At 67.0% G+C, this 13,281-nt stretch carries 14 protein-coding genes and 1 pseudogene; 9 read left to right on the top strand and 6 right to left on the bottom strand.

The window, feature by feature from the left end; genetic code table 11:
• The coding region (locus PKD89_RS19170) for a chorismate-binding protein (protein ID WP_324332839.1) at window positions 1–355 on the top strand (355 nt) is incomplete at its 5' end.
• On the opposite strand, the gene PKD89_RS19165 is transcribed toward PKD89_RS19170, so the two are convergent.
• The 5 genes from PKD89_RS19165 to PKD89_RS19145 all read right to left on the bottom strand — a co-directional run bounded on the left by PKD89_RS19165 (window position 352) and on the right by PKD89_RS19145 (window position 3,095).
• The gene (locus PKD89_RS19165; RefSeq protein ID WP_289010865.1) at window positions 352–708 is read right to left on the bottom strand and encodes a DUF5615 family PIN-like protein; all 357 of its coding nucleotides are present in this window, start codon (window positions 706–708) and stop codon (window positions 352–354) included. The two genes, PKD89_RS19170 and PKD89_RS19165, sit on opposite strands and share 4 nt — an antisense overlap.
• Entirely contained in the window at window positions 705–1,133 is a 429-nt protein-coding gene (locus PKD89_RS19160; protein WP_289010866.1) for a hypothetical protein, read from the bottom strand. The genes PKD89_RS19165 and PKD89_RS19160 overlap by 4 nt, the downstream gene beginning before the upstream one ends.
• 81 nt (window positions 1,134–1,214) lie before the next feature.
• Window positions 1,215–1,520, bottom strand: a complete 306-nt coding sequence (locus PKD89_RS19155; RefSeq protein ID WP_289010867.1) for a type II toxin-antitoxin system PemK/MazF family toxin — start codon at window positions 1,518–1,520, stop codon at window positions 1,215–1,217.
• Window positions 1,517–1,726 (bottom strand): type II toxin-antitoxin system CcdA family antitoxin, encoded by a 210-nt coding sequence (locus tag PKD89_RS19150; protein WP_289010868.1) that lies wholly within the window; start codon window positions 1,724–1,726, stop codon window positions 1,517–1,519. The genes PKD89_RS19155 and PKD89_RS19150 overlap by 4 nt, the downstream gene beginning before the upstream one ends.
• 58 nt (window positions 1,727–1,784) lie before the next feature.
• Window positions 1,785–3,095 carry an HNH endonuclease signature motif containing protein gene (locus tag PKD89_RS19145; RefSeq protein WP_287375035.1) on the bottom strand — a complete coding sequence of 437 codons (1,311 nt, stop codon included), beginning with the start codon at window positions 3,093–3,095 and terminating at the stop codon, window positions 1,785–1,787.
• 244 nt (window positions 3,096–3,339) lie between these two features.
• On the opposite strand from PKD89_RS19145, the gene PKD89_RS19140 reads away from it, so the two are divergent.
• From PKD89_RS19140 to PKD89_RS19115, 7 genes and pseudogenes are all read left to right on the top strand, one after another.
• Window positions 3,340–4,845, top strand: a complete 1,506-nt coding sequence (locus tag PKD89_RS19140) for a plastocyanin/azurin family copper-binding protein (protein WP_289010869.1) — start codon at window positions 3,340–3,342, stop codon at window positions 4,843–4,845.
• A 166-nt stretch (window positions 4,846–5,011) separates the two neighbouring features.
• Window positions 5,012–6,451 (top strand): NADH-ubiquinone oxidoreductase-F iron-sulfur binding region domain-containing protein, encoded by a 1,440-nt coding sequence (locus PKD89_RS19135; protein ID WP_289010870.1) that lies wholly within the window; start codon window positions 5,012–5,014, stop codon window positions 6,449–6,451.
• Between the two features lie 23 nt (window positions 6,452–6,474).
• A complete protein-coding gene (locus PKD89_RS19130) occupies window positions 6,475–7,617 on the top strand; it encodes a zinc-binding dehydrogenase (protein WP_324332833.1) in 1,143 nt (380 codons plus the stop codon).
• 65 nt (window positions 7,618–7,682) lie between these two features.
• Window positions 7,683–7,847 (top strand): annotated as a pseudogene (locus tag PKD89_RS20010) (endonuclease/exonuclease/phosphatase family protein); the annotation flags it as partial.
• 53 nt (window positions 7,848–7,900) lie between these two features.
• Entirely contained in the window at window positions 7,901–8,590 is a 690-nt protein-coding gene (locus PKD89_RS19125; RefSeq protein WP_289010872.1) for an endonuclease/exonuclease/phosphatase family protein, read from the top strand.
• 10 nt (window positions 8,591–8,600) lie between these two features.
• Window positions 8,601–9,752: an acyl-CoA dehydrogenase family protein gene (locus PKD89_RS19120; protein WP_289010874.1), complete on the top strand. Its 1,152-nt coding sequence runs from the start codon at window positions 8,601–8,603 to the stop codon at window positions 9,750–9,752.
• 98 nt (window positions 9,753–9,850) lie between these two features.
• Entirely contained in the window at window positions 9,851–10,444 is a 594-nt protein-coding gene (locus PKD89_RS19115; protein WP_289010875.1) for an HAD family hydrolase, read from the top strand.
• A 46-nt stretch (window positions 10,445–10,490) separates the two neighbouring features.
• On the opposite strand, the gene PKD89_RS19110 is transcribed toward PKD89_RS19115, so the two are convergent.
• Window positions 10,491–12,035, bottom strand: a complete 1,545-nt coding sequence (locus tag PKD89_RS19110) for an acyl-CoA synthetase (protein ID WP_349257392.1) — start codon at window positions 12,033–12,035, stop codon at window positions 10,491–10,493.
• A gap of 251 nt (window positions 12,036–12,286) precedes the next feature.
• Between PKD89_RS19110 and PKD89_RS19105 the strand changes: the two genes are divergently transcribed.
• A partial coding sequence (locus tag PKD89_RS19105) for a pirin family protein (RefSeq protein ID WP_349257391.1) occupies window positions 12,287–13,281 on the top strand: 995 nt, incomplete at its 3' end.

Genomic DNA, 13,281 nt, shown 5'->3' with positions numbered 1-13,281 from the left:
CGCCACGCTGCCCGCCGGCACGGTGTCGGGCGCGCCCAAGGTGCGGGCGATGGAGTTGATCGACGAGCTCGAGCCGATCAAACGGGGCCCCTACTCGGGCGTGGTCGGTTACCTGGACTTCTCCGGCAACATCGATACGGCCATCGCCATCCGCACGATGGTCATCGACCGTCACCCCGACCAATCCATTGCCCCGTGGCGAGGTGCGGTGCAGGCGGGTGCGGGCATCGTCGCCGACAGCGATCCGGCCGACGAGTACCTGGAGACCCGCAACAAGGCCAAGGCGCTTTTGGTTGCCGTACCAGCCGCCGAGCGGATGACCGCCCAGCGGATGACCGCCCAGCGGTTGTCCTAAAGCCAGCGGATCTGGTCGACGAGATCGTGATCGCGGGGATTGGCTAGAAGCAACCCGTTGAGTGCGTCGATGTAGCGGCCGCTGGCATGGTGGGTTCGGGGCAGCGTCGAGTCGGAGGTGAAGATCAGGCCGAGGTGTGATCGTCCCTCGCTCCGCCAACGACGAGCGATGATGGCGAAGTCGGCGACGTTGTTGGTCAACAGCGAGCGCCCCTCGCTCGCGCAGAACTCAAGCAAGTCCTCGTCCTCCTCCGCCTGCCAACCCCGTTCGATCGCTGCCACGGCGTCGTGCCCATGATCTCGAAGCGCTGGCGCGATCGACGACGGGTAGTGGTGGTCGAGCGCCAGCTTCACGCGATGGCGGCCTGCTCGCGTTCCCAGCGATGCCGCTCGTCGGCTTCCACCTCTGCGGACCAGTCGGCATCGGCGTCAACCTCCTCGGTGAACTCGGCGTAGTAGGCAACCGCAGCGCGAACCGTCGCCGAGGCTATGCCGAGGGATGAAGCGGTCTGATCGATGTCGGCATCGTGACCTCGGACGGTTTCCATGACCTGACGGACCTTGAGCCGCGTGCCAACCAGGTACGGCTCGTTACGTCCCGCTGCGCCGGTGCGAAACCGAATCAACGGGTGACGCTCGGTTCGGAGAGCCTGTCCGAGCAGCCGGTCGGCGAGCGCATTCCGTGACTCGTTGGTCGACTTGGCGAACTGGTCAAGCAGCGAGCTGGTCAACCGAGAAAGCCGAAACGAGCGCTGTACCGAACCTGGAACTGTAGCCATGTATCCCATTGTAACCCAACCCGTTAACGCCGGTCGCTTGAGCAGCAAGATGTGTAGAGATCGGGTTGACCGCCTCGATCTTCAACAGCCGAGGGCGTAGCCGATCGCTTCGCACAATTGGTCCATGACCGGCTCATCAACGAGGCCAACCCGGCCGGTTAACACCCGCTGCTCGATCGTGTGGAGTCCGTCACAGTTGACTACCGAGGGTCGATCGAGGCCCACAGTGTCTTCGAGCTCGATTTCGGCAGCCAGGCCCCGACTCGTAGTGCTGATTTCGGCCACCGTGACCAGGCTTCGCACATCGATCACCTCGGTTCGCGTCACGATCAAAACCGGCCGTCGTTTGTTACCAACATGGGCCCACCAGATCTCTCCGCGATTCATTCGGCTCTCCAGGCCTCGGCGTCGTCCCAGAACGGGTCCGCCTGCTCCGGATTGCGCAGGTAGGCCGCCCGGTCCGATGCGGCCAAAGCTTCTCGAACGGCGGCGGCGACTCCATCTCGGGCCGCAGCCGAGATGTTGATGTTCAACACCCGAGCCTTCTCGGCGAGCGATTCGTCGAGGGTGAAGCTGGTGCGCGTCGATGCCATCACCTGATGTTACCAACTGGTGATGGCATAGCTGATCCCGGTTGAGCCGAGTACTCCCTCACGCCGCTGTCGGGTGGCTGCGCTGGTGGTGCCGTTGGGAGTCGATGAGGCGTCCGGTGGGAGTTCGCCATCGGAATCTGACCTGGTCGGGGTCGGCGGTGTTGGGGTCGTTGGGTTGTGTGGTTGGGGGCTGTGCGGTTCTGGTCATTGTCCAGCCGGGTCGGTGGGTGACCCGGTGGTGGTGCCGGCATAAAAGCCCGAGGTTGTTGATGTCGGTTGGGCCGTTGTCGTCCCATTCGTCGACGTGGTGGGCGTCGCACCAGCTGGCGGGCCGGTCGCAACCGGGGAAGATGCAGCCACCGTCACGAGTCATGAGGGCACGGCGCTGGTGGCGGTTGGCGTAGCGGAGGGTGCGACCCATGCGGAGCGGATCGCCGGAACCAGCGACCTCGAGGGGACGAATCAGCCCAGCGGCGATAATGAACCGCAGGATCTCCGGTGACAGATGGTTGCCGTCGTCGTCGGTGAGTTCGCCGGATTGATCGTTCAAGATGACGACGATCTCGGGTTCGGGGAGTTTGCCGGACCCGTCGGGCACTCCGGAGCCTCGGTCCAGCATCTCGCCGAGCGCTTCTGCGCACGCCTGGGCTCGCGATGGAACGGGAACCTCACCGCCGCTGGCTTCGGCGTCGGAGCGGTAACGGGTGAGGACCCGGTCGGTCTCGCCGTCGATGAGCTTCTTGATCGTCAGCGCCAACTCTCCGACCAACTGCCCGGAGACATAGGTGATGCCGTTGATGGTGGGAACGAGGTGGAGGTAATTGTTCGTTGGGTCGGTGGCAGGGTCGTAGCCGCCGTTCTGATCCAGGCGCTGAGCGATGCCGCGCACTTCTTGGGACCAGCGCTCGAAACCAGCGACCTGGGCGAGGTTGATCAGGCCGGGGAGCAGTTCGGCCATGTCCCGCCAGTTGCGACTGTTGGTGGCTCGGTGGAAGACGCCGACGTGTTGCCAGCCGACCAGGCCGGCTTCGAGCGCATCGGCCAGGGGCTCGTAGCGGGTATGGAGTTCTTGGGCGATCCGAACTCGATCAGAGGCCGACTTCCGGGCCTGTTTGGTGCGGTCTGCGAACCACATGTTGGTGGTGTGCCCGTGCACTGCGTCGCAGATGCCCGACTCGGCGATCTCGGCCAACAACACGCTTTCGCGGTGATCCAACCGAGACCGCTGAGCTGCGATCGCCACCAGCTCGTCCAGTTCCGCAGCACCTTGGGTTGCAGACAGGTCGGTAGTCGTCGGACCCCCGGCCAGAGCCACTTCCAGGTCGTCGTCGCCGCTCGGTTGGCTGAGGTTTGATGTACCGGGGAACATAGTGGTATCGTACACCTGTTCGATTGCCATGCCTAGCAATTTCTTCGCCGGTTTCGTCGCTATCGGGCGGGCTGTGTCCACCGATTCCGGCCGGTCCAGGCGTCGGCTCCGCGTCTTTTCTGGCTGCCGAACCGGGAGCGGTTGCGTAGTCCCCTGCCCGCTGCCATCCTGTTGACATATCGCACAACGACATAGTGACTCGCGTCGACTTGAACTAGTGGAAAATAGAAGTATTGTGATCGGCATGGAGTCAACCAAAATGCAACGCCGGACGATACTGGGCATGTTGGCGGCGACCCCCGTGGTCGTTGCCGCCTGCAGTGATAACGACACGGGCGGCGACGGAGCTGGAGCCCAAGTGGCCGCCGACGTCGTGCCCCAGATGGTGCCGCTGTCGGCGCTGAAGGATGCCGACCCCGGCGAGGTTCACCTCGCCTACGCACCGGCGGTGCCGCCGCCCGCTCAGCGTTCAGAGCCGCGACGCTTCGACGTGCACCTCGAGGTGGTCGAGGGGATGGGCGACCTCGACCCATCGAACAACGTGATGACCGAGATGTGGGGCTTCAAGGTCTTCGGTGACAAGAACAAGACCACCGGCGCACCAGGCCCCGTCGTCCGAGGTCGGGTGGGGGACGTGGTGCGCGTCACGCTCACCAACCCCAAGTCCAACATGCATCCGCACAACATCGACTTCCACGCAGTCACCGGCATGCACGGCGGTGCCTCCGACCTGCTGGTGCCGCCGGGCGAGTCTGCTGCCATCCAGGCCCGGCTGCTGTACCCGGGCGCCTTCATGTACCACTGCGCTGCCGAGGACGTGCCGATGCACATCGCCATGGGTATGTACGGCATGTTCATCGTCGATCCCGCCGAACCGCTTCCCAAGGCCGAACACGAGTGGGCGGTCATGCAGAGCGAGTGGTTTGTCGACGAGCCCGGCAGCGACGGCATGGCCACGTTCAACCGTCAGAACGTGACCGACGAGAACCCCCGCTACGTCACCTTCAACGGCTCGGTCGGCGCCATCGCTGACGACAATGCGCTGAAGATGAAGGTTGGGGAGCGGGCCCGCATCTACTTCGTCAATGAGGGCCTCAACCTCACCTCCAACTTCCACCCGATCGGGTCCCAATGGGATGTGGTGTACCCCGAGGCGGCCACCCATCCCGACAACGTGGTGATCCGTGGGTCGCAGTCGACCTCGGTCGTCGCCGGCGGCGGCACGGTCGTCGAGATGCTCGGCATGACGCCGTCCATGGTCGTGCTGGTGGACCATGCCCTGGCCCGGGCATTCGACAAGGGTGCGATCGGCCACGTCATGATCGACGGCCCGGAGGACCCCGAGGTGTACTCGAAGATCGAGCCGCCGAAGGATGGCGGTGGCGGTGGCGGCGAGGTGGTCACCCCGACGACCGCAGCGGCCGCGGTCGACCCGTCCAAGCCGGTGGAAACCAACGAGGTGACCATCATCAAGGGCGCGTTCGACCCGGCAAACGCCGACCGCGCCTACACCCCGCCGACGATCAAGGTCGCCGTTGGCGACAAGGTGACGTGGTCCAACGAGGACACGATCTTCCACACCGTCGACTCCGGCACCTCCGATGGGTCCAAGGGCGAGCCGGACGGGAAGTTCAAGTCGGGCAACATCGAAGCGGGTGACACGTTCTCGTACACCTTCACCGAAGCGGGTGAGTTCACGTACTTCTGCGAACCGCACCCGTGGATGATCGGCAAGGTGATCGTCGCCTAGGCGAGCCCACAGGCCTCCTCCCGACTCCATGAGGGGGGCGAACGGCCGCCGGGGCTCTCGGGCCCCGGCGGTCGTGACGTTTTCCGTGTGGCTCTCGTTATGGTGGCCGCAACGCCCTGAGCCGGCGCGGCGTCAGGGTGTCAGGTGCCAGGACAGGAGGATGCGTGTGAGCCCCGGAACACAACAGGCCAGCGAGACCGACGAGACCGACGAGGCCGACGGCCGGGGTTGGCCCCGGATTTTGGCCGGTGCACCGGTGGCGTCGCTCGAGGAGTACCTGCAGCGTGGCGGGGGTAGTGCCCTCACCCGAGCCCTCGAGTTGGGCTCGGTGGCCACCATCGTCGAGGTCAGCGCCGCCGGGCTGCGCGGACGCGGCGGCGCCGGGTTCCCGGCGGGACGAAAGTGGGACTCGATCCTCAACGGTGGCGGTCGGCACCACTACGCCGTCTGCAACGCCGCCGAGGGCGAACCCGGCACGTTCAAGGACCGGGCGGTGATGCGCCACAACCCCTATGCGGTGATCGAAGGGTTGCTGGTGGCGGCCCACAGCGTCGGCGCCCTCGAGGCCTACATCGCGTTGAAGGCCAGCTTCGAACCCGAGTTGGCTCGGGTTGGCGCGGCGGTCGAGGAGATGGCCGCCGCCGGCTGGCTCGAGGGGCTGAACGTCACGGTGGTGACCGGCCCCGAGGAGTATCTGTTCGGCGAGGAAAAGGCCCTCCTCGAGGTGATCGAGGGCAACGAACCGTTGCCGCGTTGGCTGCCGCCGTTCCTGCACGGCCTGTTCGCCACCGCCCCGCAGCTGGGCTGGGAGTCGGCCGAATCGGAGCCGGGCCATGAGGCCGGTCACGAGTCCAACCCCACCCTGGTCAACAACGCCGAGACGCTGGCGCAGGCGGCGTGGATCGTCGCCCACGGCGCCGAGGCATTCCGCTCGTTGGGCACCGATGAGTCGCCCGGCACCGTGGTGTGCACCGTCGTCGGCGACGTGCTGGCGCCGGGGGTGGTCGAGGTGCCGATGGGTACCCCGCTGCGTCAGGTGATCGACGCCTGTGGCGGCGTGGCCGAGGGCCGAAGCGTCAAGGCGATCCTGCCGGGGGTGGCCAACGCAGTGCTCACCGCCGAGCAGCTCGACACGCCCCTGACCCATGAGCACTTTGCCGCCGCCGGGTCGGGGCTGGGTGCAGCCGGGTTCATCGTCTACGACGACAGCGCCTGCATGGTCGAGGTGTCGGCGATGTTGTCGAGGTTTCTCTACGTCGAGTCGTGCGGGCAGTGCCCGCCGTGCAAGCTGGGCACCGGTGCGATCACCGAGGCACTCGACCGCATCCGAACCGGCGACGGGCGCGACGCCGACCTGGATACGATCCAGCGCCGCCTGCAGGTGGTGGCCGACGGCAACCGCTGTTACCTGCCGGTGCAGGAACGGGAGCTGATCTCAAGCTTTCTGCGGGCCTTCCCCGAGGACGTGGTCGCCCACCTCGACGGTCACTGTCCGTCGGATCGAGCGGAGCTGCCGGTCCCCAAGATCGTCGACCTTGCCGACGGCGTGGTCACCTATGACGCTCGGCAGATGCTCAAGCGCCCCGACTGGACCTACGCCGACTGAGCCGATCGGGCAGTTTGGCCAACATGACTCAGCCTGAAGTTCCCGAGACCGCACTCGAGCTACGTTCGACACTCACCGGCGACGGGGTGGTCATGCTCGGCATGGTGCAGTGCGACGTCGACGCTCCGACGGGCAGCCAGGTGGTCGTTCGGGTCGAGGCCGCCCCGATCAACCCGTCGGACCTCGGGATGCTGTTCGCGATGGGCGACATCTCCAGGGCGTCGGCCGGCGAGGGCACCGAGTTCCCCGCAGTGACCGTCCCGGTGTCGGCCGGCGCAGTCGCCGCTCAGCGAGGGCGCATCGACAAGCCGATGCCGACCGGCAACGAAGGGGGAGGCACCGTCGTGGCCGCCGGACCGGCCAGCGAAGCCCAGGCGCTGCTCGGTAAGGTCGTCGGGTTCTCCTCAGGCAACGCCTATGCCCAGTTCCGCACCGTGGAGGCCTCGCAGTGCCTCGAGATGCTCGACGGGACGGATCCGGCCGATGCAGCGGCCGCATTCGTCAACCCGTTGACCGCGCTCGGCATGGTTGAGACGATGAGGACTGAAGGCCACACGGCGCTGGTCCACACCGTCGGTGCATCGAACCTCGGCCAGATGCTTCACCGCATCTGCCTCGACGATGGGGTCGGCCTCGTCAACATCGTGCGCTCACAGGATCACGTCGACCTCCTCCGCGCCGCAGGCGCCGAGTACGTGTGCAACTCGAGCGCCGAGTCGTTCCGCAGCGACCTCACCGATGCGCTCCGCTCGACCGGCGCCACCATCGCCTTCGACGCGATCGGCGGCGGCGACCTCGCAGACACGCTGTTGTCGGCGATGGAGACGGTGGCCGGTGAGCAGGCCGACGGGTTCAGCCGCTATGGCTCCGACACCCACAAGCAGGTCTACATCTACGGTGGCCTCGACCGCGGGCCCACCACGCTGAGGCGCAGCTATGGCATGTCGTGGTCGGTCGGCGGATGGTTGCTGACACCGTTTCTCGTCGAGAGCGGCAAGAAGGTAGTGGATCGTCTCCGCACCCGCGTCGCCGACGAGATCACCACCACATTCGCCAGCTCGTACGGCATGGCGCTGTCGCTCGCGGACGCGGTCGACCCCGAGATGGTCAAGAGGTACGGGGTGATGGCCACGGGCGAGAAGGCGCTGGTCACCCCGCAGGCCTGACGATGACAAGCCAGGCCGGCCGCCGACGGCCACTCAGGTTTCGACCCGACGGGTAGGTTCGATCCATGGCCACTGCTGAGGACGTGACGATGTCGCTGCGGGTGCTCACCCTCAACATTGGATCGCTGCTCGAGCCGGACTGGGACCGGCGGCGGCACGAGATCGTCGCCTGGGTCGATCGTCTCGATCCGGACGTGATCTGCTTCCAGGAGGTGTCCGAGAGGGCCGATCGCCCCAACACGCCGGGTGGATCGCCGAGGCGACGGAACGGGACTGGCACTGGATGTTCGGCGGCGGTCACCTGCCGGCCGACATGTGGCCCGACACGACGACCCTGTTCGGTTCGGCGGTGCTGTCGTGCTGGCCGATCGAGGAGTCGCAATACCACCGGCTTGGGACAGCTCCCGGCGCAACCCCCGACCCGCTGGTCGAGGCGGTGCCGTGGGAGCTGTTCCACGCACGGACGGCGGGCATCGACCTGTTCTCCACCCACCTGGCTCCCGCCCCCAGCCACGGCGCGCACCGGCGTGTTCAGGTGAGCGAGATCGATCGGATCATCAAAGCGGCCCGCGGCGATCGCGACGAACAGCGCTTCGGGGAACGCCGCCAGGGGCTTCCACCCATCCTGTGTGGCGACTTCAACGCCGAGCCGGACAGCGACGAGATCCGCTACCTGTGCGGGCTGACCGACCTGGACGGTGAGACGACCTTCTACCTGGACGCGTGGCGCACGGCCGGCGATGGCTCGGGCTACACCAACGACTGGCAGGCCAACCCGTACTGCGCCGCCCTTAACGTCCACCGCAAGCGCATCGACTACGTGTTCGTCGGCGACGCCTTCGTGCGTCGGGGCAACGCCGGACGGGTTGTCGACGCACGGGTTGTGGCCGACGAGCCGATCACCGGAATCGTCGCCAGCGACCACTTCGGCGTGCTGGCCGAGATCGTCTGGCCCGATCGGCCGAGCGAGTAGAACGGGGCACATGGACGTTGACCTGGGAGATGAGCTGACGGCGCTGCGGTGCCGGGCGCGCAAGGTGGCCCTCGCAGGTGTGGCCCAACACGGCGCGTTTCACGATTCGTGGATCAACGGCTACTCCAAGGAGTTCTCCCGCACGCTGGCCGCCGAGGGCTGGATCGGCATGACCTGGCCGACCGAACACGGTGGTGGGGGCCGCCCGGCGATCGAGCGGATCGTGATGGCCGAGGAGATGATCAGCGTCGGCGCCCCGGTCGCCGCCAGCTGGTTTGCCGACCGGCAGCTGGGGCCGTCGTTCATCGCCTACGGCACGCCCGAGCAACGCGAGCGCTTCCTGCCGGGCATGTTGTCTGGCGAGACCACCTGGTGCATCGGCATGTCCGAGCCCGACGCCGGCTCCGACCTGGCTTCGCTCGCCACGTTCGCCGCTCGCGACGGGAACGACTGGGTCATCTCCGGGCAGAAGATCTGGACCAGCTTCGCCCAGGTGGCCGACTACTGCTACCTGATCTGTCGCACGTCGAGGGAGGGCCCACCGCACCGGGGCATCAGCGAGATCGTCGTGCCGATGGAGACCCAGGGCATCGAGGTGCGACCGGTCGTCGACATGACGACCAACGCCCACTTCTGCGAGGTGTTTTTCAACGAGGTGCGGGTGCCGGCCGACAACCTGGTCGGCATCGAGGGCGACGCCTTCAAGCAGACGATGCGCCAGCTGGAACACGAGCGGGGCGGCATCGACCGGCTGGTGTCCAACCGGGCGCTGTACGAGCGGGCGCTCGAGGTCTGCGACCGGAGGGATCCGATGGTGCGCCAGGCGATCGCCCGGCTGGAGTCGGGCTACCGGCTGGGCCGGCTGCTCGTGTACCGGGAGGCGCTGGGGCAGGCGCCCGCCGGGTTCAGCGCCGCCACCAAGTGCTTCTGCACCGAGCACGAACAGCGGGTGGCCGACTTTGCCGTCCGCATGCTGGGTCCGCTGGCGATCGCCGAAAGCTCGGGACCGGATGCCCGCCCGGAGAGTTCGCCAGAGGGTGTGATTGCTCGCTCGTTCGCGTACTCGCCGGCGTACACGATCATGGGCGGCACCTCGACCGTGATGCGCAACATCCTGGGTGAGCGGGTGCTGGGCCTGCCCCGGGAGCCGAAGGTCGGTTGAGCAACCGAATCGGTTGAAGCGGAAGCGCAGCGTGGGCCATCCCGATTGCCGTTGCTGACCGGTCAGTCTGTTGTCGCTCGCTCGTCAATACTGTTGCCATGGCAATCGAAGCGGCGGTGTTCGACCTCGACGGCGTCGTCCGGCATTTCGATCGGGACCATCTGTCCGAGGTGGAACGCACCCATGGGCTGGCGCCGGGCGAGCTGATCCAAGTGGCCTTCGAACGCGATCTGCTCAACGAGGTCACCACCGGGCGGATCACCCGGGCGGAATGGGGCGAGCGGGTGGGCGAACAGCTCGCCAGCCAGCCGGCTGCACGCGCCTGGCTGTCCGACCGCGGCGAGGTCGACTGCGACCTGCTGGAGGTGATCGATGCAGTGCGCTCGGGCGGGTTGACGGTGGCGCTGCTGACCAACGGCACCGACACCATCTCCGACGAGATGGTCGACCTGGGCCTCGTCGGACACTTCGACCGCATCTTCAACAGCGCCAAGATCGGCATCGCCAAGCCGGCCCGCGCGGTCTACGAGTACGTCTGTGACCAACTCACCGTCGAACCCGCCAACGTTTTCTTCACCGATGATTCACCGGCGCACGTGGCCGGAGCGCTGGAGCTGGGCATGGTCGCCCGCCACTACGAGGGGCTTGAAACCCTGAAGTTGGACCTGCGAAACGAGGGGATCGAGCTGTGAGCCTCCCCGCCCGGTGGCAGCCGAGACGGCCGCAGGGCCGAGCGGCCTAGATCCGGGAACCGGTGCCCTCCCAGTAGCTGTCGCGCAGGTGGCGCTTGACCAGCTTGCCGGTGGGCAGGCGGGGCAGCTCGTCGGTGAAGTCGATGCTCCGGGGACACTTCACGTGGGCCATGCGTTCCCGGCAGTACTCGACGAGTTCGGCGGCGAGCTGATCGGAGGCCTCGACGCCGTCCATCAGCTGGACGACCGCCTTGACCTCCTCGCCGAAGTCCTCGTTGGGCACGCCGATGACGGCCACGTCGTAGATGTCGGGGTGGGAAGCGAGCACGTTCTCGGCCTCCTGGGGGTACACGTTGACCCCGCCGGTGATGATCATGTTGGTCTGGCGGTCGGTGAGGTAGAGGAACCCATCCTCGTCCACCTTCCCGATGTCGCCCAGGGTCGACCAGCCCTTCGGGTGGTGGGCCTCGGCCGTCTTAGTGGGATCGTTGTGGTAGGCGAACTGCGGGCCCTCGCCGAAGTAGACGACGCCCTCCTCGCCGACCGGGAGTTCCTCGCCGTCGGGCCCGACGATGTGGATGACCCCGACGAGGGGTTTGCCGACCGTGCCGGGGTGGCCCAGCCAGTCCTCTGCCGACGCCCAACAGAACCCCGAGCCCTCGGTGCCGGCGTAGTACTCGTTGATGATCGGGCCCATCCAGTCCATCATCTGGCGCTTGACGTCGGGCGGGCAGGGCGCCGCAGCATGGATGACCCCGACCAGGCTGGACACGTCGTAGCCGATGCGGACCTCCTCGGGCAGCTTGAGCATGCGCACGAACATGGTCGGGACGAACTGGGCGTGGGTCACCCGGTGGGTCTGAATCGCGTCGAGGACCGCTTCGGGCTCGAAGCGCTCCATCAGCACGACCGAGGCGCCGAGGGCGAGGCTCTCGATGCTCCACTTGAGCGGGGCGGCGTGGTACATCGGGGCGGGGGAGAGGTAGACGCTCTCGGTGTTCATGCCCATCAGCAGCTCGCCGAGCAGCCCGAGGCCGGCACTGGTGCCGAGCGGCTGGCCTGTCAGCTGGCGGAGCACGCCCTTGGGGCGACCGGTCGTGCCCGAGGAGTACAACATGTCGGTCCCCTCGAGGGCACCGGGGAGCGGGTCGGGCGATTGCTCGGCGGCCAGCGCGTCGAGGTTCTGGGCGCCCTCCACCTCGCCGCCGACCGACACGAACGTCACGTCGTCGCCCACCAGCTCGGCCAGTGCGGGCATCAAACGCTCGGCCATCGCCGGCGTGAGCACCACCACCTTGGAACCGGAGTCCTCGATGATGAAGGCCGCCTCGTCCGCGGTCAGGTGCGTGGAGAAGAACGTGTAGTGCAGGCCGGCGTAGTGGGCGCCCCAGGCAACCTCGAGTACCTCCAGCCGGTTCTCCATGCAGGCGGCCACGTGGCCCTCGTACTCAAGACCCAACGATGCAAACGTGCGCGCCAACCGGTTGGCGGTGGCGTCGAGCTCGCCGAAGGTGACCGTGTCGCCAGTACCGGCCATGGTCATGGCCACCCGGTCCGGATTGGTTTGGGCATGGGCACCTGGGTAGCGCAGCTGGCTCAATGGACGCTCCTTGTCGTGAACGGGAACAGACTGCGAAGGAACCTAGCGGCTGGGCTTGCGGGCGAGACTCGAAGGCTGATCATCGATCGGGATCGCCGTGGACGATGGGAGAGGAATACTCCGCACCCAAGATGGTTCTCTTTGGAAGTACCTCGGAGGGTGTCCGAGGTGACGCCACTCGATTTCCAGGAGCCGACATGAGCCCAACCAGCGCAACCACCACGCCAACCATCCCGGCCGGCATGGCTGGCGCGATCCGCGAGCGGTTTCCTCTGGGGGCCCAGTGGCCCACGCTCGATCCGTTTCTGTTCGTCGCCCACCACGACGACGCCTATCCCGAGGGCACCGAGGACTTTGGCCCTCACGCATCGCTCGAGGGGCGTCAAATGGGTTCGGACTTTGCCGCCAAGGATGGCTGGAACATGTACCACGGTGCGGTGGTCCCGGGGTTCCCCCAGCACCCGCACCGTGGGTTCGAGACGATCACCTATGTGCGGCGTGGACTGATCGATCACGCCGATTCGTTGGGCGCCGCCGCTCGCTTCGGACACGGCGACACCCAATGGGTGACCGCCGGGGCGGGCATCGTCCATTCCGAGATGTTCCCGCTGCTCAACGGCGATGCGCCCAACCCCACCGAGCTGTTCCAGATCTGGCTCAACCTGCCCGCCGCCAACAAGATGGCCCAGCCGGCGTTCACGATGCTGTGGGCCGAGGACACGCCGGTGGTTGACGTGACCGACGACGAAGGGCGGACAGCCTCGGTCACCGTCGTCGTCGGCGAGTTGGCTGGTCGAGCGGCCGCAGCGGCGCCGGCCGGCTCCTGGGCGGCTCGGGACGACGCTGAGGTGGCGATCTGGCACGTTCGGTTGGGCCCTGGGGCCGGCTGGGCGATGCCCGCAACCGAGCACGTCGAGACCGAGCGCATGGTGTACGTCTTCGAGGGGGATCACGTGGACCTCGGTGGGGAGCGTCTCGATGCCGGCACCGGAGCGCTGGTCGACAGCGACTCCCCGGTGGGCCTGGTCGCAGGGCCGGCGGGCGTCGAGTTGCTGGTGATGCAGGGCCGCCCGATCGGCGAACCGGTGGCCAAGTACGGGCCGTTCGTCTTGAACGACCGGGCGGGCATCGAAGCGGCCTTCGCCGACTACCGGGCGACCGGGTTTGGCGGCTGGCCATGGGACGTCGATGGTCCGGTGCACGGGGCCGACCCGGCCCGCTTTGCCCGCCACCCGGA

The sequence above is a fragment of the Candidatus Neomicrothrix sp. genome (assembly GCF_035329545.1).
In the GTDB taxonomy this organism is placed as follows: Bacteria; Actinomycetota; Acidimicrobiia; order Acidimicrobiales; family Microtrichaceae; genus Microthrix; species Microthrix subdominans.
The sequence above is the reverse complement of the archived record's forward strand: the minus strand, read 5'-3'. Positions and strand labels throughout refer to the sequence as shown.